Origin of the sequence: Synechococcus sp. CS-205 (assembly GCF_025128255.1) — a bacterium.
Taxonomy (GTDB): domain Bacteria; phylum Cyanobacteriota; class Cyanobacteriia; order PCC-6307; family Cyanobiaceae; genus Regnicoccus_A.
Map to the genome: position 1 here is coordinate 16,708 of NZ_JAHLZB010000010.1, position 21,380 is coordinate 38,087.

21 protein-coding genes and 1 pseudogene are annotated in these 21,380 nt (G+C 68.7%); 7 read left to right on the top strand and 15 right to left on the bottom strand.

Features of this window, described 5'->3' with window-relative positions; translation table 11 throughout:
* Positions 1 to 49: 49 nt before the first annotated feature.
* Positions 50 to 2,080: a protein kinase domain-containing protein gene (locus KQ297_RS02155; protein WP_259737978.1), complete on the bottom strand. Its 2,031-nt coding sequence runs from the start codon at positions 2,078 to 2,080 to the stop codon at positions 50 to 52.
* Positions 2,080 to 3,105: a cysteine synthase A gene (locus KQ297_RS02160; protein WP_259737979.1), complete on the bottom strand. Its 1,026-nt coding sequence runs from the start codon at positions 3,103 to 3,105 to the stop codon at positions 2,080 to 2,082. The genes KQ297_RS02155 and KQ297_RS02160 overlap by 1 nt, the downstream gene beginning before the upstream one ends.
* Positions 3,106 to 3,206: 101 nt before the next feature.
* On the opposite strand from KQ297_RS02160, the gene egtB reads away from it, so the two are divergent.
* Genes egtB through KQ297_RS02185 form a run of 5 tightly spaced genes read left to right on the top strand, consistent with a single transcriptional unit; the run spans position 3,207 to position 7,091 of the window.
* Positions 3,207 to 4,448 (top strand): ergothioneine biosynthesis protein EgtB, encoded by a 1,242-nt coding sequence (gene egtB / locus KQ297_RS02165; RefSeq protein ID WP_259737980.1) that lies wholly within the window; start codon positions 3,207 to 3,209, stop codon positions 4,446 to 4,448.
* On the top strand, positions 4,445 to 5,497 hold the full coding sequence (gene egtD, locus KQ297_RS02170) for an L-histidine N(alpha)-methyltransferase (protein WP_259737981.1): 1,053 nt from the start codon (positions 4,445 to 4,447) through the stop codon (positions 5,495 to 5,497). The genes egtB and egtD overlap by 4 nt, the downstream gene beginning before the upstream one ends.
* Positions 5,494 to 5,718 carry a hercynine metabolism small protein gene (locus KQ297_RS02175; protein WP_185465605.1) on the top strand — a complete coding sequence of 75 codons (225 nt, stop codon included), beginning with the start codon at positions 5,494 to 5,496 and terminating at the stop codon, positions 5,716 to 5,718. Before egtD ends, KQ297_RS02175 begins: the two co-directional genes overlap by 4 nt.
* Positions 5,719 to 5,737: 19 nt before the next feature.
* Entirely contained in the window at positions 5,738 to 6,277 is a 540-nt protein-coding gene (locus tag KQ297_RS02180) for a hercynine metabolism protein (RefSeq protein ID WP_259737982.1), read from the top strand.
* A 16-nt stretch (positions 6,278 to 6,293) separates the two neighbouring features.
* Positions 6,294 to 7,091 carry a YdcF family protein gene (locus tag KQ297_RS02185; protein ID WP_259737983.1) on the top strand — a complete coding sequence of 266 codons (798 nt, stop codon included), beginning with the start codon at positions 6,294 to 6,296 and terminating at the stop codon, positions 7,089 to 7,091.
* Positions 7,092 to 7,122: 31 nt separating this feature from the next.
* Here KQ297_RS02185 and KQ297_RS02190 read toward each other — a convergent pair whose 3' ends face one another.
* The 7 genes from KQ297_RS02190 to KQ297_RS02220 form a co-directional block, all read right to left on the bottom strand.
* Positions 7,123 to 7,386, bottom strand: coding sequence for a hypothetical protein (locus KQ297_RS02190; RefSeq protein WP_006172906.1), 264 nt, complete (start codon positions 7,384 to 7,386; stop codon positions 7,123 to 7,125).
* Between the two features lie 28 nt (positions 7,387 to 7,414).
* Positions 7,415 to 8,953: a lysine--tRNA ligase gene (gene lysS / locus KQ297_RS02195; protein ID WP_259737984.1), complete on the bottom strand. Its 1,539-nt coding sequence runs from the start codon at positions 8,951 to 8,953 to the stop codon at positions 7,415 to 7,417.
* A gap of 44 nt (positions 8,954 to 8,997) precedes the next feature.
* Positions 8,998 to 9,807: a response regulator transcription factor RpaB gene (gene rpaB, locus KQ297_RS02200; RefSeq protein ID WP_259737985.1), complete on the bottom strand. Its 810-nt coding sequence runs from the start codon at positions 9,805 to 9,807 to the stop codon at positions 8,998 to 9,000.
* Between the two features lie 131 nt (positions 9,808 to 9,938).
* Positions 9,939 to 11,264: an extracellular solute-binding protein gene (locus tag KQ297_RS02205; protein WP_259737986.1), complete on the bottom strand. Its 1,326-nt coding sequence runs from the start codon at positions 11,262 to 11,264 to the stop codon at positions 9,939 to 9,941.
* Positions 11,265 to 11,268: 4 nt separating this feature from the next.
* The gene (gene mreD / locus KQ297_RS02210; protein ID WP_259737987.1) at positions 11,269 to 11,781 is read right to left on the bottom strand and encodes a rod shape-determining protein MreD; all 513 of its coding nucleotides are present in this window, start codon (positions 11,779 to 11,781) and stop codon (positions 11,269 to 11,271) included.
* 3 nt (positions 11,782 to 11,784) lie between these two features.
* Positions 11,785 to 12,549: a rod shape-determining protein MreC gene (mreC, locus tag KQ297_RS02215; protein ID WP_259737988.1), complete on the bottom strand. Its 765-nt coding sequence runs from the start codon at positions 12,547 to 12,549 to the stop codon at positions 11,785 to 11,787.
* Between the two features lie 5 nt (positions 12,550 to 12,554).
* Complete coding sequence (locus KQ297_RS02220) at positions 12,555 to 13,601, bottom strand: rod shape-determining protein (protein ID WP_259737989.1); 1,047 nt, start codon at positions 13,599 to 13,601, stop codon at positions 12,555 to 12,557.
* A 170-nt stretch (positions 13,602 to 13,771) separates the two neighbouring features.
* Between KQ297_RS02220 and KQ297_RS02225 the strand changes: the two genes are divergently transcribed.
* Positions 13,772 to 14,164 carry a single-stranded DNA-binding protein gene (locus KQ297_RS02225; RefSeq protein ID WP_259737990.1) on the top strand — a complete coding sequence of 131 codons (393 nt, stop codon included), beginning with the start codon at positions 13,772 to 13,774 and terminating at the stop codon, positions 14,162 to 14,164.
* Positions 14,165 to 14,221: 57 nt separating this feature from the next.
* Here the strand turns inward: KQ297_RS02225 and KQ297_RS02230 are convergent, their stop codons facing one another.
* Together KQ297_RS02230 and ahcY are read right to left on the bottom strand one after the other, a co-directional pair.
* Entirely contained in the window at positions 14,222 to 14,878 is a 657-nt protein-coding gene (locus KQ297_RS02230) for a DedA family protein (RefSeq protein WP_259737991.1), read from the bottom strand.
* An 81-nt stretch (positions 14,879 to 14,959) separates the two neighbouring features.
* Positions 14,960 to 16,420 carry an adenosylhomocysteinase gene (gene ahcY, locus KQ297_RS02235; protein ID WP_259737992.1) on the bottom strand — a complete coding sequence of 487 codons (1,461 nt, stop codon included), beginning with the start codon at positions 16,418 to 16,420 and terminating at the stop codon, positions 14,960 to 14,962.
* Between the two features lie 104 nt (positions 16,421 to 16,524).
* On the opposite strand from ahcY, the gene tsaE reads away from it, so the two are divergent.
* The gene (tsaE, locus tag KQ297_RS02240; RefSeq protein ID WP_311133971.1) at positions 16,525 to 17,109 is read left to right on the top strand and encodes a tRNA (adenosine(37)-N6)-threonylcarbamoyltransferase complex ATPase subunit type 1 TsaE; all 585 of its coding nucleotides are present in this window, start codon (positions 16,525 to 16,527) and stop codon (positions 17,107 to 17,109) included.
* A 560-nt stretch (positions 17,110 to 17,669) separates the two neighbouring features.
* Here tsaE and KQ297_RS12730 read toward each other — a convergent pair.
* The 4 genes and pseudogenes from KQ297_RS12730 to KQ297_RS02260 all read right to left on the bottom strand — a co-directional run.
* Positions 17,670 to 18,473 (bottom strand): annotated as a pseudogene (locus tag KQ297_RS12730) (glycosyltransferase family 4 protein); the annotation flags it as partial.
* A 291-nt stretch (positions 18,474 to 18,764) separates the two neighbouring features.
* Positions 18,765 to 19,751 carry a carbohydrate kinase gene (locus KQ297_RS02250; RefSeq protein WP_259737994.1) on the bottom strand — a complete coding sequence of 329 codons (987 nt, stop codon included), beginning with the start codon at positions 19,749 to 19,751 and terminating at the stop codon, positions 18,765 to 18,767.
* Positions 19,751 to 20,893, bottom strand: a complete 1,143-nt coding sequence (gene mutT / locus KQ297_RS02255) for an 8-oxo-dGTP diphosphatase MutT (RefSeq protein WP_259737995.1) — start codon at positions 20,891 to 20,893, stop codon at positions 19,751 to 19,753. The genes KQ297_RS02250 and mutT overlap by 1 nt, the downstream gene beginning before the upstream one ends.
* A 3-nt stretch (positions 20,894 to 20,896) precedes the next feature.
* The coding region (locus KQ297_RS02260; protein WP_311133972.1) for a sigma-70 domain-containing protein at positions 20,897 to 21,380 on the bottom strand (484 nt) is incomplete at its 5' end.

The window sequence follows — 21,380 nt, forward strand, 5'->3', positions numbered from 1 at the left end:
CGCCGGTCAACGCAGAGCTGTGGCTTGGTTCCGCATTCTGAAGCGACCTTCAGCGGGCCTGGGGCGATCCTGACTCCTGCGGTGGTGGCGGTGCCGTCTGGGGGGAGCGCGGCGGGGCCTCGGGCGCGGGGGGAGGAGACGGCTGCTGGCTCGCTGGTGTGTCTTCAGTGGGCTCGGGCTGCTGGACCCCGGGGGGCTCGGCGGGCTCTGTGGGGGTGGGAGCGCGCGGGGGCGGATCAGCCCTCAGGGACAGGGTGATGAAGGCAGGGGCCACCCCTTCGTTGCTGACCAGGAGCTGGACCTGATCCCCAGGCACTGCGCCCAGGCTCACCACCCGCAGGGGTCCCTTGGGCTCGAGCAGATTCCCCTGGGCGTCGTGGACGCTCATCTGCATCAGCGGAGAGCCGTTGACTCCCAGCACCAGCTGGTGACCCCGGGGAATCCGGATCGGGAACACCCTGGCCCCATTCGCATTGAGTTCAGCCGACTGGACCCGGGCCTGGCCGGAGGGGGCCTGGATCGGCTCGACGCGCAGGTTCTCCAGGGTCTGCTCAGCGGCGGCATACCAGAGCTGTCGGAACGGCTCGGCTGGCACGTCCATGCTGGCGCGCCCAGGGAGCAAGGCCTGGGCATTGCCGGAGACCAACTGGCGCAACACGGGGGCACTCAGCCCCTGGGCGGCGAGCCGCCGCTGCTGCCCTTCCCAGGCGGAGCCCCTGAAGCTGCCGAGCTTGCGCCGTACGGGGATCGGCAACTGCTCCACCCGGGCGAGCCATTCCTCCGCCAGTTCGCTCCAGACCCTGCGCAGGGGCGCATCCTCGAGCGCATCAGACGGCAGGCGCCCGCCCCGCTCGGGGAACTGGGCCATCAGACTGGCGTCCACAAGGCTGATGAACCAGCCCCGATCGACCTGCAGGGCCCGCAGGCGGTTGAGCAGCTCCTGACGCTGATCCACTTCCCCTGGCGGCAGGCTGGCGGTGAGAGGGCGCTCGGGCGGCTCCCTGACCTCCTCGCTCGGGGCCTGGTCGCGACCCAGCAACCACCAGCCCAGGGTGATACCCACCACGGCCGAGATCACCAGGGCCAGCACCACCGGCCACAGGCGGCCTTCCACGGCCTCCTCCTTGACCTGTTGGCGACTGCGCAGAACAACGGGAGGTGGTGGCGGGGCGGGGGGCTCAGGGGCCGCGACCGGGTCAGGATCGGCGGACCTGGCGGGCGCGTCCGGAGGCACCAGCGCGACGGTGCGATCGGCCCTGGCCACGGGTCCGAGGCTCTCGGGCATCGGCAACTGCTGAAAGGCCTCCAGCGCCTGGGAGGCCGAAAGGAAGCGCTGGCCCGGATCGGAGCTCAGCAGGCGCTCCAGCAGGCTGCGCAGGGACGGATCGAGTTGGTCGGGGGACGGCCAGGTCCAGGCGAGGGTGGTGGGATCAAGCAGGGCCGCGGGGTCTTCGCCCGTGAGCAGCACCAGGGCCACGACCCCCAGGGCGTGAAGATCCATCCAGGGCTGAATGGGCTCACCGCGGCCCAGCTCTGCCGGCGCATAGCCGGGCGTGGCCCCTGCCGCCGTCGTTCCGCCGGCACCATCGCGCACCAGGCCGAAATCGAGCAGGACCGGCAGACCGTCGCGATCCCGACGCAGCAGATTGGCCGGGCTCAGATCGCCATGCACCAGGTCCTGGCCATGGAGGGCGGCCAGCACCGGCAGCAATTGCCGCACCAGCAGCAGCACCTCACCCGCCCCGAAGACCAGCTGACGCTCCCGCCGTGCCTTCAGCAGCTCGGCGTAGGTCGGTCCCCCCTGCCATTCGCGCACCAGCCAGAGCTCGTCCCCCCGGGGGATGGCCTCGCCGAAGCGGGGGATCTGGGGATGGAGCACCCCCTGAAGGCGGCTCCAGAGCTGCCGCCAGTGCGGCTGATCCTGGTCAGGGCCCAGCTGCCGCAGAGCCATCAGAGCACCACCGGCCAGCTGATCGCTGGCGCGCCAGAGCACCCCCTGGGGGCCACGGCTCAGCTCCGCCTCGAGGCGGTAGCGATCGGCGATCAACAGACCTGGCGCAGCGGCGGCGACTGGATCCATCAGGCCGGAATCTGCTCGCGCTGGGGCTGGCTCAGCCCGCGGGACGAGAGCCAGGCGGCGTCGTAAAGACGGGAGCGGTAGCGATCACCGCTGTCACACAGGACGGTCACGATCGTGTGGCCGGGACCGAGCCGGCGGGCCGTCTCGACCGCCGCCGCCACATTGATCCCCACCGACCCCCCCATGAACAGTCCCTCCCGCCAGAGCAGGCTGTAGATCGTCTCCAGGGCGCTCTGGTCGTCGATGCGCACCGCATCATCGATGGGAGCCCCGTCGAGGTTGGCGGTGACGCGACTGTTGCCGATGCCCTCGGTGACCGAGTTGCCCTCGGCGTGCAGTCCGGCTCCGGTGGCCCAGGAGTGGAGGGCACTGCCATGGGGATCGGCCAGCACACAGCGCACCCGCTCGGAACGTTCCTTGAGGAAGAACGCCACACCGGCATAGGTGCCACCGGTGCCGGTGGCCGAAACCCAGGCGTCGATGCGGCCGCCGGTCTGCTCCCAGATCTCCGGGCCGGTGCTGGCGTAGTGGGCGCGGCGGTTGGCGAGGTTGTCGAACTGATTGGCCCAGATGGCACCTGGGGTTTCTGAGGCGATCCGGCCCGAGAGCTTCACGTAGTTGTTGGGGTCGCGGTACGGCACCGCCGGCACCGTGCGCACCTCGGCGCCGAGGCTGCGCAGCAGGCCGATCTTCTCCGCCGACTGGGTCTCGGGAATGATGATCAGGCTGCGGTAACCACGGGCGTTGCAGAGATGGGTGAGGCCGATGCCGGTGTTGCCGGCGGTGCCCTCCACCACGGTGCCGCCTGGTTGCAGGGCACCCGACTCCTCAGCCTCCAGCAGGATTCCGAGGGCGGCACGGTCCTTGACGGATCCGCCCGGGTTCATGAATTCCGCCTTGCCGAGGATCTCGCAGCCCGTCAGCTCGCTGAGCAGACCCAGACGGATCAGCGGCGTCCTGCCGACGGCTTGCACGAAACCCCGGCTGATGCCTGCCTGGGTGCAGGATCCCTGGCGGATACCCATGGAGGCGGCCTTGTTGCGACGGTTGGCTGTGGCCGATGGTAAGGGGGTCAGCCGCGCCCGCCGATCCCCGGTAGGCTCGCCCCCAGCTCGTTCCCATCGTCATGGCTTCCGCGGCTCCAAGCGCGGCCCTGCTGGAGCGGCTGGAAGCGGTCCGACGCCACAGCGAGGACCTGGTGGCCGGTCTGGAACCGGAGGATCTCTGCCTGCAGGGCATGGCCGATGCCAGCCCGCCCAAGTGGCACCTCGCTCACACCACCTGGTTCTTCGAGACCTTCCTCCTGCAACCGCACCTGCGCGGCCATGAGCCCGCCGACAGCCGCTGGGGGTACCTGTTCAATTCCTATTACGACGCGATCGGAGAGCGTCACCCCCGCCCCCGAAGGGGCCTGCTCACCCGACCGGCGATGCGGGAGGTGATGACCTGGCGCAGGCGGGTGGACGACGGGCTGGCGGACCTGCTCGAGCAGCTGGCCCGGCAACCCCGCTCGTCAGCCGCCCCGGTGCTGGCACTGCTGGAGCTGGGCCTGCAGCACGAGCAGCAGCACCAGGAACTGCTGCTGATGGATCTGCTCGATGGCTTCAGCCGCAACCCCCTGGAGCCGGCCTACCGCCAGGTGAGCGGCAACGGCATCACGGCCCAGGCCAGGGAACCGGAAGCGGAACCTCTGCGCTGGATCGAGCATCCGGGCGGCCTGGTGGAGATCGGCGCCGATCCCGCAGGCGGGTTCCACTTCGACAATGAGGCGCCGCGGCACCGCCACTGGCTGGAACCCCATGCGATCGCCAGCCGGCTGGTGCGCAATGGCGAGTTCGCCACCTTCATCGCCGATGGGGGCTACCGCCGGCCTGAGCTCTGGATGAGCGAAGGCTGGGCCCTGGTGCAGCAGCGGGGCTGGCAGGCGCCCCGCTACTGGCGGGGCTCCGGCACCGACGCCTGGGCCTGGGAGTTCAGCCTTCAGGGGCGCCGGCCGCTCCACCCCGACGCGCCGGTGCGCCACCTGAGCTGGTTCGAGGCCGACGCTTACGCCCGCTGGGCCGGCGGCCGCCTGCCCACCGAAGCCGAGTGGGAAACCGCCGCCAGCAGCGGCCATCCGGACCTGCGGGAGCTGGAAGGCCAGGTCTGGCAGTGGACCGCCAGCGCCTACCGGCCCTATCCGGGGTTCGCACCCGCCGCCGGAGCAGTGGGTGAGTACAACGGCAAATTCATGAGTTCCCAGATGGTGCTGCGTGGCGGCAGCGACCTGACCCCACCCGGCCACAGCCGGCTCACCTACCGCAACTTCTTCCCTCCCGCCAGCCGCTGGATGGCCAGTGGGCTGCGGCTGGCCCAGGAGCAGCGATGAGCAGCCAGCAAGGACTCAGGCCTCGCCTGGCACCGCAACCGGCCCTGACAATGGTTGATCTCCATCCCGCCCCGGCCGACATGGCGCGGCTGGTGAACGAGGGGCTGAGCCGCACACCCAAGCAACTGCCGGCCTGGTTCCTCTACGACAGCGAGGGCTCCCGCCTGTTCGACGCCATCTGTGAGCAGCCGGAATACGGCCTCACCCGCACCGAAACCGCCCTGCTCCGCCGCCATGCCCCCGCCATGGCCGCCGCCCTCGGGGAGGGGGTGCTGGTGGAGTTCGGCGCCGGCAGCGCCCGCAAGGTGTCGCCGCTGCTGGACGCCCTGGCGCCCCCCGCCTATGTGGCCCTCGACATCAGCGCCGCCCATCTGGAGCAGGCCTGCCGCAACCTGCAGCAGCGCCATCCCACCATTCCGGTGCTGGGCATCTGCTGCGACTACAGCCTGCTGGAGCAGCTGCCGGAGCAGCCCTTGCTCGCGGGGCAACGACGGCTCGGCTTCTACCCCGGCAGCTCCCTGGGCAACTTCGATCCCCACGAAGCCGTGACCCTGCTGGCCCAGTTCGCCCACCTGCTGGGGAGCGATGGGCGGTTGCTGATCGGCATCGACCAACCGCGTTCAGCAGAGGCGCTGGAAGCCGCCTACAACGACCGGGCCGGCCACTCCGCCGCCTTCGCCCGCAACCTCCTGACACGGCTGAACCGGGAACTGAATGGGAGCTTCGATCCCGGCGGCTTCCGCTATGAGGCCCACTGGCAGGCCCAGGAGTCGCGCATCGTGATGGCCCTGGTCAGCGAGCATGACCAGCAGGTGAGCCTTGATGGAACCCCCTGGCGGTTCGCCGCCGGCGAAGCCCTGGTCACGGAGTACAGCCACAAGTACAGCCCCCAGGCGTTCATCGCCCTGGCGGCGGAGGCGGGCTGGCGCGCCCTGGAGCGTTGGAGCGCCGACGACGACAGCTTCAGCCTGCACCTGCTGCAGCCCTTCCCGAGGCGACCGCACCAGGCAGACTCAGGACCTGATTTGCAGCGAGGAGGCCGGCGATGAGCAGGGACGACCAGCGTCGGGCGATGCGCGAGACCCGCGAAGGCCTGATCGAGCAACTGGAGCAGCTCTACCGCGAGGCTTTCGATCGCATCGGTGAGCAGGACCTCGGTGAAGGGGCGATCGCCCGACTCACCCAGCTGCTGCTGCGCTCCCGCGAAGCGGCGATCACGCCCCTGCAGGAGGAAATCGAAGCCCCCCTGATCACCCGCGCCGCGGAGTGAGCCCCCTTTCGTCTCTCCCATGAGCAGCAGCAGCTGGTTCGAGCAGTTGGAGGCGCAGCTGGAGCAGCAGCTGGAGGCCTTCCTGGGCAGCCATCCCGATCAGCAGGAGCTGCTGGAGCGCGAGGAACTGCTGGAGCGCCAGCGGCGCCTGCACCGGCGACGCCTGCAGATCCAGGCCCAGGCGGAGCAGCTGCGCCAGGCCCTGCTGCAGATCGCCGGCGAGATCACCCAGTGGCAGAAGCGCGTGCAGCGGGCCAAGGCCGCCGGCGCCCAGGAGCTGGCGGCGCGTGCCCAGGCCCATCAGGGTCAGCTGATGGGGCAGGGGCGGGACCGTTGGCAGCAGCTGGGGGAGCTGGGCAAGGAGTTCGCCCGGGTGGAGCAGGACTTGCTGGAGCTGGAGCAGCGGCAGCGCCCAGGGCCCCGCAAGTCTTCCGGCCGGTCTGCCGCGGCCGCTGCCGAACCGCCGGTGGAGGGCGACCTCGAAGGGGCCTGGGCCGATTTCGAGGCGCGCCAGGAGCTCGAGGAGCTGCGGCGCCGCTCCCGGCCTGCCGGCCCCTGAGCCGGAGCTCTGCCCCTTGGCCTTTCTGCTCTCGAAACTGCTGACGCAACTGGTGTATCCCCTCAGCCTTGGCCTGCTGCTGGGGGTGGCCGGCCTGCTGGGATCACGGCGGCGCTGGGGCGGCCCGCTGGGGGGCTGTGGCCTGGCTCTGCTCTGGATCAGTGCCATGCCGTTCACGGCCCGGGAGCTGGTCTGGGGGCTGGAGGCCCGCAGCGCTGCACTGACCCCCTCACCCCTGCCCAGGGGCGACGCCATCGTGGTGCTGGGAGGTGGCCTGCGGGCAGCGTTGCCGCCCAGGGCAGGCGTGGAGGTGAACGAGGCCGGCGACCGGCTGCTGAGCGGAATCCGGCTGCTGCGGGCCCGACAGGCCCCGCTGCTGGTGCTGAGCGGAGGCCGAGTCAGCTTCCGCGGCGGTGACCCGGCACCACCGGAGGCCGTCAGCGCCCGCGACCTGGCCATGGAACTGGGGATCCCAGCCAATCAGCTGCTGATCAGTGATCAGGCCAGGACCACGGCCGAGGAGGCCCGGGAGCTCAGGCTGATCGGCAAGGCCCGTGGCTGGAGCACGGTCCTGCTGGTGACCAGCGCCCTGCACATGCCCAGAGCCCTGGCCAGCTTCCGGCGCCAGAGCGGGCTCAAGGTGATTCCGGTACCCTGCGACTACCTGCTGCCGGCCCGTGACAAGCTCGGCAGCCCCAGCCCGGGATCGGTGCTGTTCTCGCTCTGGCCCGATGCCGGCTCCCTGCTGCTGACCAGCCAGGCCATCAAGGAACATCTGGGTCTGATCGCCTACCGCCTCAGGGGCTGGAGCTGATCAGGCTGCCCCGCGGGGCGCAGATCCGGGGCTACTTCTTGGGAGCTGGAGGTTCCAGGCTCACGCCCTCAGGCGGAGGGGTGGGATCGGGATCGGCGATCAGCATGTGCTGAAGCACGATCTCGGGCCGTTCACTGTCGCGCCAACGGATGCGGTAGGCCGGCATCTTGGTGCCACGACTGGTGGTCTGCTCCACGGGCTCCATCACCCAGCCCCGGCGGGACCGCCCCTGGGGATTGCGCTTGACCACCGCATCCGCGTGCTTGAAGCGGAAACCGACGCGCTCACCGCTCATGGGCTGGGGAATAGTCCAACTCGAATCATTATCCCATTGCGCCGGAACCCGCCCCCGACGGCGGCGCTTCAGGCCGCAGCAAGGGGAAGGCGATCACGTCGCGGATGCTGGGACTGTCCGTGAGCAGCATCGCCAGCCGGTCGATGCCGATGCCCAGCCCGCCGGTGGGGGGCATGCCCACCTCGAGGGCATGCAGGAAATCCTCATCGACCCCGTGCGCCTCCAGATCACCCGCCGTGCGGCGCTCCTGCTGGGCCTCCAGCCGCCGCCGCTGATCGAGCGGATCGATCAGCTCGCTGAAGGCGTTGGCGGTTTCACGGCCCACGATGAACAGCTCGAAGCGCTCCACCAGCCCGGGCTTGCTGCGGTGGGCGCGAGCCAGGGGGGAGATCTCCACGGGGTAATCGGTCACGAAGGTGGGCTGAATCAGCGACTCCTCCACCCGTTGCTCGAAGGCTTCGTTGAGCAGGCGCCCCAGGCTGTCGGCCGCCTCGGGCACCTCCAGCCCCGCCGCGGCCATGGCGGCGGCGGCCTGCTCGCGGCTGCTGAACCCGTTGAAATCCAGACCCGTGGCCTGCTCCACCAGCTCATGCATGGTGGCTCTACGCCAGGGGGGGGTCAGATCAATGGCGGTGCCCTGGTACTCGATGGCCGTGGTGCCGCACACCTGCTGGCAGACCGTGGCGATCAGCTCCTCGGTGAGCGCCATCATGTCGGTGTAATCGGCGAAGGCCTGGTAGATCTCGACCGTGGTGAATTCGGGATTGTGGCGGGTGCTCACCCCTTCGTTGCGGAAGATCCGGCCCAGTTCATAGACCCGCTCGAAACCACCCACCACCAGGCGCTTGAGGTGCAGTTCGGTGGCGATCCGCAGCACCAGGGGCAGATCGAGGGTGTTGTGGTGGGTGGTGAAGGGACGGGCTTCAGCACCTCCGGCCTCGGCGTTGAGCACCGGTGTCTCGATCTCCAGGAACTGCCGCTCATCCAGCCAGCGGCGGATGCCGCTCACCAGCAGGGCCCGGCGCCGAAAGGTCTCGCGGGTGTGGGGGGAGACCACCAGGTCGAGGTAGCGCTGGCGGTAGCGCTTCTCCACATCCGCCAGGCCGTGCCACTTGTCGGGGAGGGGCTGCAGCGCCTTGGTGAGCATCTGCCAATCGGTCACCTTCACCGAGAGCTCGCCCCGGTCGGTGCGGCGCAGACTGCCGTTCACCCCGATCCAGTCGCCGGAGTCCACCAGGGAGGTGAGCTGGGCGAAGGCGTCGGGTTGATCCGGCAGGGAGGCCGCCAGGGTGGCCTTCTCGATGAACAGCTGGATCGGGCCGGTCTCATCGAGCAGGGTGAAGAAGGCCAGCTTGCCCATCACCCGGCGGGTCATCACCCGGCCGGCCACCGCCACCCGCAGATCACGCTCCTGGCCGTTGGGCAGGTCGGCGTGGAGCCGCTGCAGCTCGGCGTGGCGGTGGCTGGGATCGAAGCGCAGGCCGTAGGGACCCTGACCCAGGCCTCTGAGCGCCTCAGCCTTCTCCAGGCGGGCCTGCTCCAGGCGGTTGAGGCGCGTCTCCGGCAAGGGGGCAGATCTCGGACGGGAGATCCATCCTGCAGGAGAGGGTCTCAGGCCGTGGCCACAATGGCCGCCTCGGCCATCCGCTGGGAGGCATAGCCGGTGCCACGCACCGTGAGGATCAGCTCGGGATTGCGCGGGTCGGGCTCAAGCTTGCCGCGCAGGCGGGCCACGTAGACATCGACCACGCGCAGGTCGGCGGCACGGCGGGGTGGATACCCCCAGAGCTGCTCAAGGATCTCGGCCCGCGGCACCACCCGGCCCGGGTCGCGGAAGAGCAGCTCCAGCAGGCTGAATTCGGTGTAGGTGAGACCGATGCGCTCCCCGTCGCGGGTGACCTGACGGCGGTTGGTGTCCACCACCAGATCACCGACACGCATCACCCCCTGACCAGCCGGCACGTCCCCCCGGGCCTCCACGGCTGCGGCCCCCCGGCCCACCCGCCGCAGGATCGCAGCGATGCGGGTTTCGAGCTCCTTGGGGCTGAACGGCTTGGGCAGGTAGTCGTCGGCTCCGAGATCAAGGCCGGCCACCCGCTCGGTGATGGCATCGAGCGCTGAGAGAAAGATGATCGGCACGCAGGATTCCGCCCGCAGCCGGCGACAGACGGCGAAGCCATCCAGCTTGGGCAGCATCACGTCGAGCACCACCAGGTCGGGCTGCTCGTCGTGGAAGAGGGCCAGCGCCTGCTCGCCGTCCTCGGCGCAGACCACCCGGTAGCCAGCCAGCTGCAGGCGCATCACCAGCACCCTGCGCACGGTGGCTTCGTCGTCGACCACCAGGACGGTGGCCCGTGGCTCTGTTGAGGACTCCGGGGAAGACTCACCCTGCTGGTGCTGGGGATCCGCTTCCAGGGGCATCGGAGACCAGTCATGAAGAAAAGCAACCCTACCTTGTGCTGCAGTTACAAAGCGAAGATCCCCAGCCCATCAGCGGGGACTCAGTCAAGACTTAAGGATTTGTTCAACAACCTGCGAGGCCTGGCGATTGCTCAGGGCCAGCGGGCTTCGGCATAGACGTTCCAGTCGCGCTCGGCCTCAGAGAGGGCCTGATCACTGTCGATCTGGCCGAGCATCGCCCGTTGCAGCTGGCGGTAGAGGATCGCCTGCAACCGTTTCACCCCCGGGGTGGCAGGCACCAGAACACGGGCCAGTCCGAGGGTTTCCACCGATTGCAGCCGCGCCTGCCGCACCAGCGCCTCCTGGGCATTGGCGGGCTTCTCCTGGCGCAGGTTCTGCTTGATGCGCTCCAGGGCCTGCCGTGCCGAAGGCAGCACCCGGGCTTCCTCGGCGAAGCGGGCCTGGTTGATGGCATTGGTGAGGTAGAGCGCGAAGCTGAGCGCCTGCTCCGGCTTTGTGCTCTGGCGTGACACGGCCAGGTTCATCACCGCCACGTTCGCCAGGCCATCAGGCCCCGTCAGCGGCGGTCCGGGCTGGGTCACATCGGCAATGCCCGGGGCGTTGGTCTGAATGCTGCGCAGAAACTCCGCACCACTGGAGAGCAGGGCCAGCTCGCCGCTCTGGTAAAGCTCCACCGCCCTGCGGTAGCCCTGGCTGACCACCTCCCGCGGCAGCAGGCCGCGCCGGTAGAGGTCGGTCCAGAAGGCGAAGGCCCGGCGACCGGCCGGGGTGTTGAAGGCCGCGCGCTGGCGCTGATCCTGCAGGGTCACCCCCATCTGCACCATCGACTCCAGCAGCTCGGCGGAGTCGTCGGGCACCACCGTGACGAACAGGGCGTATTTGCCGGTGCGGGACCTGACGGCCTCGGCGAAGGCGGGCACCTCCTCCCAGCGGCCGGGCGGCTGGCTGTAGCCCGCCCGATCGAGCAGGTCGCGGTTGCTCAGGGAGATCCGCGCCGTGAGATACCAGGGAATCGAGAACTGCCCGCCGGCCTGACGGCTGGCCTGCCAGATCAGGGGCAGGTAGGTGCCGGCGGCCTCCGGGGGCAGCAGCGGACCCAGATCCAGCAGCCCCCCCTTGCTGGCGAGGTTGGCCGCGAACAGTGGATTGAGGTTCACCACGTCGGGTGCCGTGCGGGCGAACACCGCCGCCAGCAGCTTGCGTTCCACCGATCCCCAGGGCACATCGGTCCAGCGCACCTTGAGGCCCGGATTGTCGCGCTCCCAGGCGGCGATCACCCCATGCAGGTAATCGTTGAACTTGGGGGCCAGATCCAGGGTCCAGAACTGCAGCTCCGGCCCGCTGGGGCGACGCACTCCGCAACCGGCCAGCAAGGCGAGCAGACCGGTGCCCAGCAGCTCACGTCGGCTCCAGCGGCGGCCTGGGCGCAAGGGCCGATCCTGCCTCGGTTTCGTCATCCCATCACCCCCGCGCGGTGGCACTGTGCCGTCGCCAGAGCAGCAGCAGCAACGAACAGATCATCGGTGCCAGCAGCGCCGTGACCAGCACCTGGGCCAGCAGGGTGTGCAGGCTGGCCGCCGTCAGCAGCGACTCCCAGCCGCTGGACCACTGCCGCTGGAGCAGCACGCTCAGCCCCAGCACGGCCGAGCCGAGCATGGCCAGCAGGCCAAGGCTGAAACTGCGCTCGATCGGTGGGCGGCGGCGGGGCAGCCGCCCCCACCACCAGCCCAGCAGGGCCAGGGCCGGCATCTGGGTGGCACTCCCCAGGTGGAGGGCGTCGAGCATCAGGCCCAGGGCCAGCCCAGCCAGGGCACCCGAGAGCGGCCCATCCACCAGCGACCACGGCAGCAACCAGATCACCGCCCAGCTGGGGGGAACCCCTCCGAGCCGCAGGAAGCCAGGCGCCGCCAGGGTGAGCAGGGGCACCACCAGGGCACTGAGCACGAAGACCGGTCGGCGATGCAGGCTGCCCATCGCTCAGGATCCCGCCGGAGCCGGCCCCTGGCGGGTCAGCACCTGGACCCAGTCGACCGAGGCCACAGGAGCGCTGAGCTGCACAACGGCCACCGTGGCCGGCACCGCCTTTTCATCGACCGACTGGATCACGCCCACGCTCAGGCCCGGCGGCACCAGGGTGCTGGCGGGGGAGGTGACCACCACGTCCCCCGGACGGACCTGGGGATCCTTTTCGAGGAAGCGCAGCATGGGGCGGCTGCTGCCGACCCCGGTGAGCAGACCATGGCGCTGGGTCCGCCCCACCCATACCCCCACCTTGCTGGCGGTGTCGGTGAGCAGGGCGACCTGCGCCGTGGTGGGGGTGACACTCTCCACCATTCCGATCAGGCCGCCCGGGGCGATCACCGCATCTCCTTCCTGAATGCCCTGGAGCTCGCCGGCCCCCAGCAGCAGTTGATGCCACCAGTCGCCGGGCTCGCGGGAGATCACCGGGGCGGTCACCTTGCCGGGGTCCGCCCGCTGCAGGTCGAGCAGTGTGCGCAGCCGGCGGTTGTCGAGCTCCAGCTGGCTGAGCCGCGACTGCTGATCCACCTGCTGGGCCGCCTGCAACCACTCCTTCTGGGCACTCCCGGGCCAGAAGGGGCGGCTGATCAGCGCGTAGGCATCGCTGAGCACGGCGCCCTTGCTGAGTCGAACCGCCACCAGGCCGAGCGCCACCAGGGCCCAGGGCCAGGCTCCGACCACCGGCCGCAGCCAGGGGACGCGGAAGAGGCGTCCGAGAGGCACTGAACTCAGGCGGAGAGACGGGCGAAGTCAGGAGTATCAAGCACCCGCTCCAGCCGTTTGTAATCCTCCAGGACCTGGCCGCAGCCGTTGACCACGCAGAGCAGAGGATCCTGGGCCACGTGGGTGAGGATGCCGGTCTCGTGGCTGATCAGCTCGTTGATGCCGCGCACCAGGGCACCGCCCCCGGCCAGCATGATGCCGCGATCGACGATGTCGGCGGCCAGCTCGGGGGGGGTGCGCTCGAGGGTGCGTTTCACCGCCTCCACGATCACGTTGAGCGGCTCGGCCATCGCCTCACGGATGTCCCCGGCGCGCACGTTGATCGTGCGCGGCAGACCGGAGAGCAGGTGCAGGCCGCGCACGTCCATCGAGGATTCGTCGTGGCTGTCGTCGGGGAAGGCGGAGCCGATCCGGATCTTGATCTCCTCGGCGGTGCGCTCCCCCACCACCAGGTTGTGCACTTTCTTGAGGTACACGGTGATGGCATCGCTGATTTCATCGCCCGCCACCCTCACCGACTCACTCAGCACGGTGCCGCCGAGGCTGAGCACGGCCACTTCGGTGGTGCCGCCGCCGATGTCGACGATCATGGTGCCCACGGGCTCGGTGACCGGCAGGCCAGCACCGATGGCGGCCGCCACCGGCTCATCGATCAGATGCACCTCGCGGGCGCCGGCCAGGCCGGCCTCACGCACGGCGCGACGCTCCACGCCGGTGACACCGCTGGGGATGCCGATCACCAGCCTGGGCGCCACGATGCCGCGCCCCTCGTTGCCCTTCTGGATGAAGGACTTGATCATCATCTCGGCGGCGTCGAAGTCGGCGATCACCCCATCGCGCAGGGGGCGCACGGCGCGGATGTTGCCGGGGGTGCGCCCGAGCATCAGCTTGGCCTCATCGCCCACCGCCAGAGGCACACCCTTTTCCAGATCAAGGGCCACAACCGACGGTTCCTGCAGCACGATCCCCTTGCCGGAGACGTACATCAAGGTGTTGGCCGTTCCCAGATCGATGCCGATGTCACGGGAGAGCTGGAACCGTCTGAAGAACACTGGTGAGCCGCCAAGCGGGGCGAATCATAGGTGGGCCCCCTGGAACGTCCCTCGCCGGACCCAGGGGTGGGACATCCGGGCCGAAGGGTGGAACCAGCAGAGAGAAGCGCTGCAGGACGTGGCGCATCATGGGTCCAAGTGACCCCATCCCCCCCTTACTGGAGATCCCCATGGGTGTGAATTCCGTGACCCTGGTCGGCCGTGCCGGCCGCGACCCCGAAGTGCGTTACTTCGAATCCGGCAGCGTGGTGGCCAACCTCACGCTGGCCGTGAACCGCCGCAGCCGCGACGACGAACCCGACTGGTTCAACCTCGAAATCTGGGGCAAGCAGGCCCAGGTGGCTGCGGATTACGTCAGGAAAGGATCCCTGCTGGGCATCATCGGCTCCTTCAAACTCGACCGCTGGACGGATCGCACCAGCGGTGAGGAGCGCACCAAGCCTGTGGTGCGGGTCGACCGGCTGGAACTGCTGGGCTCGAAGCGCGACGCGGAGCAGGGGGCCTATGGCGAAGGCGGCGCCTATGGCGGTGGTGAGCCCAGCAGCGAGGAAGTGCCCTTCTGAGCTGAAGCCAGGCAGGCGGCATTCGCGAGGCCTGCGGGGCTGGGGCTCGCTCTGTTTTCAGTGGCTGTTCTGTCGCTTGTTCCAGGTCCTCAGCCCCAGCCAGCCCAGGAAGCCCAGCACCGCCAGCACCAGCAGCACCTTGATCACCTTGGCCACAGGCTCCAGCCAGAGCTCCACGTTGCTGTAGCCCTCACCGAGGACCATGCCGGCCACGGTCAGCAGCAGGGTCCAGATCAGACTGCCGGCCGTGGTCCAGAGCAGAAAGGGAACGAACGGCATCATCTCGATGCCGGCGGGCACGGAAATCAGGGTGCGGATGCCAGGCACCAGCCGTCCCCAGAACACCAGGGCGGTGCCGTGGCGATTGAACCAGGTGCGGGTGCGGTGCAGCTCCTTGGGGCTGATGCCGATCCAGCGACCGTGGCGCTCGAGCCAGTGCTCGATGCGCTGTTCATTGACCAGACGGCCCACGCCGTACCAGGGCAGGGCCCCCAGCACCGTCCCCCCCAGACCGGCCAGCACCACGGGCACGAGGGACAGCTGACCCTGCTGCACGTAAAAGCCCCCCAGAGGCATGATCAGCTCTGAGGGGATAGGGGGGAACAGGTTCTCCAGAAACATGGCCCCGAAGATGGCCCCATAACCGGCGATCGGGTTGGCAGCCACGGCAGCACCGATCAGCTCGGGCAGCTTCTGGACCAGTTCGATCGCCATCCGGGAACATCTGCGTTGCCCGCAAGTCTTCCATGGGGCGGTGACCTGCGAGACGGCGACCTGCTGCGCCGACCAAGGAACTCAGTAGCGGTAGTGGTCAGCTTTGTAGGGCCCTTCGACGGGCACATTGATGTAGCTGGCCTGTTCGGGGGTGAGCTCGGTGAGCCTGGCGCCGATCTTGTCGAGGTGGAGGCGGGCCACCATCTCATCGAGGTGCTTCGGCAGCACATACACCTCCTTGCCGTACTCGGCGCCCTTGCTGAACAGCTCGATCTGGGCCAGCACCTGGTTGGTGAAGGAGTTGCTCATCACGAAGCTGGGGTGGCCGGTGGCACATCCCAGGTTCACCAGCCGGCCTTCGGCCAGCAGGATGATCCGGTTGCCGCTGGGCAGCAGCACGTGATCCACCTGGGGCTTGATGTTCTCCCAGGGGTACTGCTTGAGGGACGAAACATCGATTTCGTTGTCGAAATGGCCGATGTTGCACACGATCGCCTGATCCCGCATCCTGATCAGATGGTCGTGGGTGATCACGCGGAAGTTGCCGGTGGCGGTCACGAAGATGTCCACATCGCCCACCACGTCGTCGAGACGCACCACGCGGTAGCCCTCCATGGCAGCCTGCAGGGCGCAGATCGGATCGACCTCGGCGATCATCACACTGGCCCCCAGGCCCCGCAGTGACTGGGCCGAACCCTTGCCCACATCGCCGTAGCCCATCACAAGAGCCACCTTGCCGGCCACCATCACATCGGTGGCACGCTTGATCGAATCCACCAGGGATTCGCGGCAGCCGTAGAGGTTGTCGAACTTGCTCTTGGTGACCGAATCGTTGACGTTGATCGCCGGGAAGGGCAGCTCACCGCTCTTCTGCATCTGGTAGAGACGGGCCACCCCGGTGGTGGTTTCCTCGGTGACGCCCTGGATCTGGGCGTGGATGCGGGAATAGAAGCCGGGCTGGGCAGCCAGGCGCTGGCGAATCGCGTTGAACAGGGCGATCTCCTCCTCGCTGCCGGGGTTGTCGAGCACCGAGGGGTCCTGCTCCGCCTTGGTGCCGAGCACCACCAGGCCGGTGGCATCACCGCCGTCGTCGAGGATCATGTTGGGCGTGCCGCCATCGGCCCACTCCATGATCCGGTGGGTGAAAGCCCAGTACTCATCAAGGCTTTCGCCCTTGTAGGCGAACACCGGGATGTCGGCGGCTGCAATCGCGGCGGCCGCGTGGTCCTGGGTGGAGAAGATGTTGCAGGAGGCCCAGCGCACTTCAGCGCCGAGGGCCACCAGGGTTTCGATCAGAACGGCCGTCTGGATCGTCATGTGCAGGGAGCCGGCGATGCGGGCGCCCCTGAGCGGCTGCTGGGCACCGAACGTGCGGCGGAGGGCCATCAGGCCCGGCATCTCGGTTTCGGCAATGGCCATCTCCTTGCGGCCGAATTCCGCGAGGCCAAGATCGGCGATCACATACGACGCGGAGGATTGCAGGCCCGCCAGGCCTTGGCTCAGCGTGGAATCGGCCACGGCCGAGGGGGGGGATACCACCATGGGTTGAAGACGCTCCCTCAAGGGAGGACGATGGGAAGGAAATATCTGCAGAGACGCCGAGGCTTCGGGCTCGCTGAAGGAGAATCTACAGGCGGCGTGAGGGCATGGGCGAGTTCATCGGGTGCGGGCAGAGCTGGCGGCGTCAGCTGAGCGACGCAGCAGCGACCCGAGCGCTGGGGGGTGACCTGGCGGAACGGCTGTTGGAGCAGGGTCCTCGGCTGCTGCTGCTCGAGGGCGATCTCGGCGCCGGCAAGACCTGCCTGGTGCAGGGGCTGGCGCAGGGTCTGGGCATCATCGAGCCGATCACCAGCCCCACGTTTGCTCTCGCCCAGCACTACGCCGGCCAGCGCGCCGGCCGAACCACCGACCTGGTTCACCTCGACCTCTACCGCCTGGAGCAGCCTGCATCCGCCGAAGAGCTGTTCGCCCAGGAGGAGGAGGAGGCCCTGGCTCTGGGGGCCGTGCTGGCGGTGGAATGGCCCGAGCGGCTGCGCTTCACGCCGGCGCCCGCCTGGCGGGTGCACCTGGCGGCCGAGGGCGAGGGGCGCCTCGCGCTGGTTCAGGAACCCGGCGGCACAGGGGTGGATCCGGAGCCGGAGGGGGGTTCGAGCCACTCCATCAATCCCAGCTTCGCCAGCCAGACGACCGTCAGGATGATCAATTCTGCCCGGGCCGGCGGAAACGCCTGAAGGAGTTTCGCCGCCGTCAGCCCAGGGCTTTCCGCCACCAGCTCCAGGACCCGCTGCGCTTCCGCGGGTGTTCCGTGCAGGCGGCCAAAGACCCGATCCAGGTCCACCTTGCTGACCCGATCGAACCCCGCGATGGCTTGCCCCGCGCGCAGCATCAGGGGGGTTCTGGGATGGAGAACCTGCGTGGCGAATCCTTTGAAATCAGCGAATGGTTCCCCCTTCAACGGGTTGACCAGACATCCGGGGCGAACCGGTGACCCGGAGCTGGCGGATTGACGGCGTGCGGCCAGGTCGTCGAACAGTTCGTTGTACTGGGCGATGACCACGGGCCATGAAAAGCATTCCCTTGCCCGCATGGCCGCTGAAGCACCCATCGCCGATCGCTTCTGCGGAGACGTGATCAGCACCCGCAGAGCTTCCGCGGCCCGTCCCACGTGGACGGCCGTGTGCTGCGCCACAGAGCCGACGTAGGTCTGATAAGTCTCAAGGCCCAGCGCATGCAGGTCAGCCATCGCCCGCCCGAGCCGGGAGCCGGGAGCTCCCAGGGTGGGGATCAGGAATCCATCCAGCCCATGCCGGACGGTGGAGCGGTACCCATCCCAATCACTGACGACGACAGGCAAGCCAGCGGCCATGGCCTCGACAGGAGTCAGGCCAAACGTCTCCTGGATGTTGTCGACCAGAGAAAGAAAGATATCTGAGGCTGCCCAGCAATCAGCGAGCAGGTCCTTGTTGTTGCCATCCAGGAAGATGACATTCACATCGGGAGCGTAGACCGCCGCCGCCTGCTGATAACGCCGGTGGTCGGCATCGCCACCAGGGAACCAGCCACAGAGGCCAAAATGCACTCGCTGGCCAGACCTGCAGGCAGCCTCCTGCACGGCCTGAAACATCGCCTGAGGGAAGGCCTTCTCATAAAACGACAGCCGCCCCACCCAGAGCACAAGCGTCTCATCATCTTCAATGGCATGCTGACGCCTCAGACGACGTCGGCGTTCAGCCTGGGAGGCGACCTGTGCGATCGTTTCAACATCTACAGCCAGAGGAATGATCGGCAATTGGGGGCGCGGCGAGCGACGGGCCCCAAGACGATCGACAAGATGCTTATTCCACCGGTCAAACATCTCCGCCATGGACTGCTGCACACATGGCGACGTGCAGATCAAGGCATCCCACTCCGCGACGGGCGCAATCGCGGCGGCCCCGATCAACTCGCGGATCCCCGGCGGAGCAATCGTGTGGATCAGCCCAACAAGACTGTAGGCACTCTCTGATGCGGCACTGCGTCGCAACCAGGCCAGCTCGGAAAGGTAGGGCTGTCCCCTCAGCAGAACGCCGCAGCGAGAGGGAATGGCTGTCGACATCAACGAGCCGCCACTGATCGCACAGAGTGAATCAGCGTCTGGATCCAGGCTCTGGGCCAGCTGGTCATCAGTCAAGCCCAGCTGATTGAGAACATGCAGTCGCCCATAGCCCCCATGCTTCACGAATGCTCGGTAAAGCTGGGCATTGGCGATGTCCTTCCCAAACGGATTATCCGGGCGGGTCAGATGGCCTGGCGGATGAAAGATGGAGAGTTCGCTCAGCGGCACACGTCAAAGACCTCCCTTGCCGCGCCCATCCTGGTCCATGAATTCCCCCCTGTCGCAGGGTGATCAGGCCGTCGCCAGAAACCGCTGCACCTGGGCCTCCGTGGGCTGGGGATCGATCGCCCCGGCCCCCTGGCAGACCAGGGCCCCGCACCCACTGGCAAAGCGCATGGCGTCACGCACCTGCTCCGCTGGGGCGGTATCCAGCAGCTCCGGCTCCTGGCAGAGCCGGTGCAGCACTCCGGCCAGGAACGCATCCCCCGCCCCGGTGGTGTCCACCACCGGCACCGTGAAGGCCTCCAGGCGACCGGCCTGCCCCCCCAGCCACCAGGTGAGAGCGCCGGGGCCGTCGGTGATCAGCACGGCGGGCGCCTGGGGCAGGGACGCACTGATGTGCTGGGGGTCGCGGCTGCCGGCGATCCAGTCGGCCTCCTCGGCGGAGACCTTGATCAGCGCGGCCCGGCTCAGCAGCGGCCGAAGGCTCTCCAGAGCCCGCTCAGGTGAGGTGGGCCAGAAGGTGGGACGCCAGTTCACATCCAGGGCCAGCGGGATCCCGGCCTGCTCGGCCCGCTCCACGGCGAACCGCAGGGCGGTGGCGGAGGTGGGGGTCGCCAGGGGAATCGTGCCCACCAGCAGCCAGCGTGCGCCCGCGAGCAACTCCTCCAGGGGTGCCGCCAGGGCAGAGGCCTCGACGGCCTGGTCGGCGAACCCGTCCCCCTTGTCGCCGGCAAATCCACCGAAGCTGCGATCACCCGAGCTGTCACGGCGCACAAGCACCGTGCGGCTGGGCCTCTCGGGATCCCACTGCAGGGCCCGGATGTCCACACCCCTTGAACGGAGGATCTCCCGGAATTCGGCGCCGATTCCATCCTCTCCGAGTCGACCCAGCAGGGCCGAGCCCGTGCCCAGCCTCGCGAGGGCGCAGGCCACATTGGCGGGAGCCCCACCCAGGCAGTCGTCGATGGGCTGGTCGGTGGCCGGATCCCCGCCCGGAGGGCCGAGCCGATCCACCAGAGCTTCTCCGAAACACAGCACCTGGGGAGGAGTGGTCATCAGGCCGGGGGCAGCTCCTGCCCAGCATGGCCGCCGTGGCACTGGCGGCCGAGCCAGGTCTGAAGAGCGGCGATGATCCGGGCGTTGGCCGCCGGAAAGGGAAATTCCGCCAACCGCTGCGGTTCCACCCAGCGCACCTGCTGGCTGGCCAGGGGCTGGGGCTCGCCCTCCAGCCAGCGGCAGAGATGGACGATGAAGCGCAGCCGCTTGTGGCTGTAGGCGTGCTCGAGGCGGATCAGCTCTTCGCCCACCTCCACCTCGATCGCCAGCTCCTCGCGCAGTTCCCGGTGGATGGTGTCGTGAATCGACTCGCCGCTCTCCTGCTTGCCCCCGGGGAACTCCCACAGCCCCCCCAGCAGCCCCTCCTCCAGCCGCTGATCGATCAGCACCCGTCCAGCCCCATCGAGCACCACCCCCACACCGATCACCTGGAAGGGCAGCGGTGGGGGGGTGTCCTTCACGGGAAAGCGGGTGGGGTCGCCGGCAGCGTAGGCAGCGCAGTGGGACTGCCAGGGGCAGGCGCCACAGCGGGGCTGGCGGGGGGTGCAGACGGTGGCGCCCAGATCCATCAGGGCCTGGTTGAAGGCCCGCGGCCGCAGCGGATCCAGCAGCTCCTGGCTGCAGCGCCAGAAGAAGGCCAGGGCCCGCTGGGGTGGCTGCGGCCAGGCCAGCAGGCGCGCCAGAACGCGGCGCACATTGCCATCGAGGATCGGGAAGGGCCGATCGAAGGCGGAGCTGAGGATGCTCCCCGCCGTGCTCCGACCGATCCCCGGCAGGGCCTGCCAGCCCTCCAGATCGCGGGGCCAGCCGTGGGCGGCCAGCAGCCCCGCGGACCGGTGCAGCCGGCGGGCGCGGGAGTAGTAACCGAGACCCTGCCACTGCAGCAGCACCTCGTGCTGGCTGGCCTCCGCCAGGGCGACGACGTCGGGGAAGGCCAGCATCCAGCGCTCCCAGTAGGGACGCATCACCGCCAGCTGGGTCTGCTGGAGCATCACCTCAGCCACCCAGATGCGAAAGGGACAGAGGGGCTCACCATCCCGCGGGACGCCGCCGTCGGACCTCAGCTTCCAGGGAATCCCATGGCGGCCATGCAGAGTCCACCAGGCGAGCAGATCGCGGCGCAGCACCCGCGCATCGGGCAACGCTCAGACCATGGCGGCATCGCTGTAGTCCTTCACCTGATCGCTGAGCCGGCGCAGGGCCGCCAGGCCGTCGCGCTCGAGGTTGCGGATGCGGTCGCGGCTCATGCCCAGGATGCGGCCGATGCCCGTGAGGCTCATCGGCTCCTCCACGTCGATGCCGAAGCGCATGGTCAGCACGTTCCGCTGCAGTTCCGGCAGTTGCTCCAGCAGCGCGCGCATGTCGCCACGCAGGCATTCCCCATCCACGCTCTCCGCCGGCAGCGTCCCGTCCGCCTGCAGCAGGTCCAGCAGCTCCGTGTCCTCACCGTCCCCCACCTTCGTCTCCAGACTCACCGGCTGACGCGCTCGGCAGAGCAGGTCCTTCACCTCCTCCTCCGGCAGCTCCACAAATGCCGAGAGCTCACTCAGCGAGGGCGTCCGCCCCAGCTCCTGGCTCAGTTCCCTCTGGCCCTTCTTCAGCTTGTTCAGCGTTTCAGTGATGTGGATC

Excerpts from the sequence above, each read along its gene's own strand:
- KQ297_RS02155 (WP_259737978.1), bottom strand. The coding sequence starts at position 2,080 with ATGGATCCAGTCGCCGCCGCTGCGCCAGGTCTGTTGATCGCCGATCGC.
- KQ297_RS02160 (WP_259737979.1), bottom strand. The coding sequence starts at position 3,105 with ATGGGTATCCGCCAGGGATCCTGCACCCAGGCAGGCATCAGCCGGGGT.
- egtB (WP_259737980.1), top strand. The coding sequence starts at position 3,207 with ATGGCTTCCGCGGCTCCAAGCGCGGCCCTGCTGGAGCGGCTGGAAGCG.
- egtD (WP_259737981.1), top strand. The coding sequence starts at position 4,445 with ATGAGCAGCCAGCAAGGACTCAGGCCTCGCCTGGCACCGCAACCGGCC.
- KQ297_RS02175 (WP_185465605.1), top strand. The coding sequence starts at position 5,494 with ATGAGCAGGGACGACCAGCGTCGGGCGATGCGCGAGACCCGCGAAGGC.
- KQ297_RS02180 (WP_259737982.1), top strand. The coding sequence starts at position 5,738 with ATGAGCAGCAGCAGCTGGTTCGAGCAGTTGGAGGCGCAGCTGGAGCAG.
- KQ297_RS02190 (WP_006172906.1), bottom strand. The coding sequence starts at position 7,386 with ATGAGCGGTGAGCGCGTCGGTTTCCGCTTCAAGCACGCGGATGCGGTG.
- rpaB (WP_259737985.1), bottom strand. The coding sequence starts at position 9,807 with ATGCCCCTGGAAGCGGATCCCCAGCACCAGCAGGGTGAGTCTTCCCCG.
- KQ297_RS02205 (WP_259737986.1), bottom strand. The coding sequence starts at position 11,264 with ATGACGAAACCGAGGCAGGATCGGCCCTTGCGCCCAGGCCGCCGCTGG.
- mreD (WP_259737987.1), bottom strand. The coding sequence starts at position 11,781 with ATGGGCAGCCTGCATCGCCGACCGGTCTTCGTGCTCAGTGCCCTGGTG.
- KQ297_RS02225 (WP_259737990.1), top strand. The coding sequence starts at position 13,772 with ATGGGTGTGAATTCCGTGACCCTGGTCGGCCGTGCCGGCCGCGACCCC.
- KQ297_RS02230 (WP_259737991.1), bottom strand. The coding sequence starts at position 14,878 with ATGGCGATCGAACTGGTCCAGAAGCTGCCCGAGCTGATCGGTGCTGCC.
- ahcY (WP_259737992.1), bottom strand. The coding sequence starts at position 16,420 with ATGGTGGTATCCCCCCCCTCGGCCGTGGCCGATTCCACGCTGAGCCAA.
- tsaE (WP_311133971.1), top strand. The coding sequence starts at position 16,525 with ATGGGCGAGTTCATCGGGTGCGGGCAGAGCTGGCGGCGTCAGCTGAGC.
- KQ297_RS02250 (WP_259737994.1), bottom strand. The coding sequence starts at position 19,751 with ATGACCACTCCTCCCCAGGTGCTGTGTTTCGGAGAAGCTCTGGTGGAT.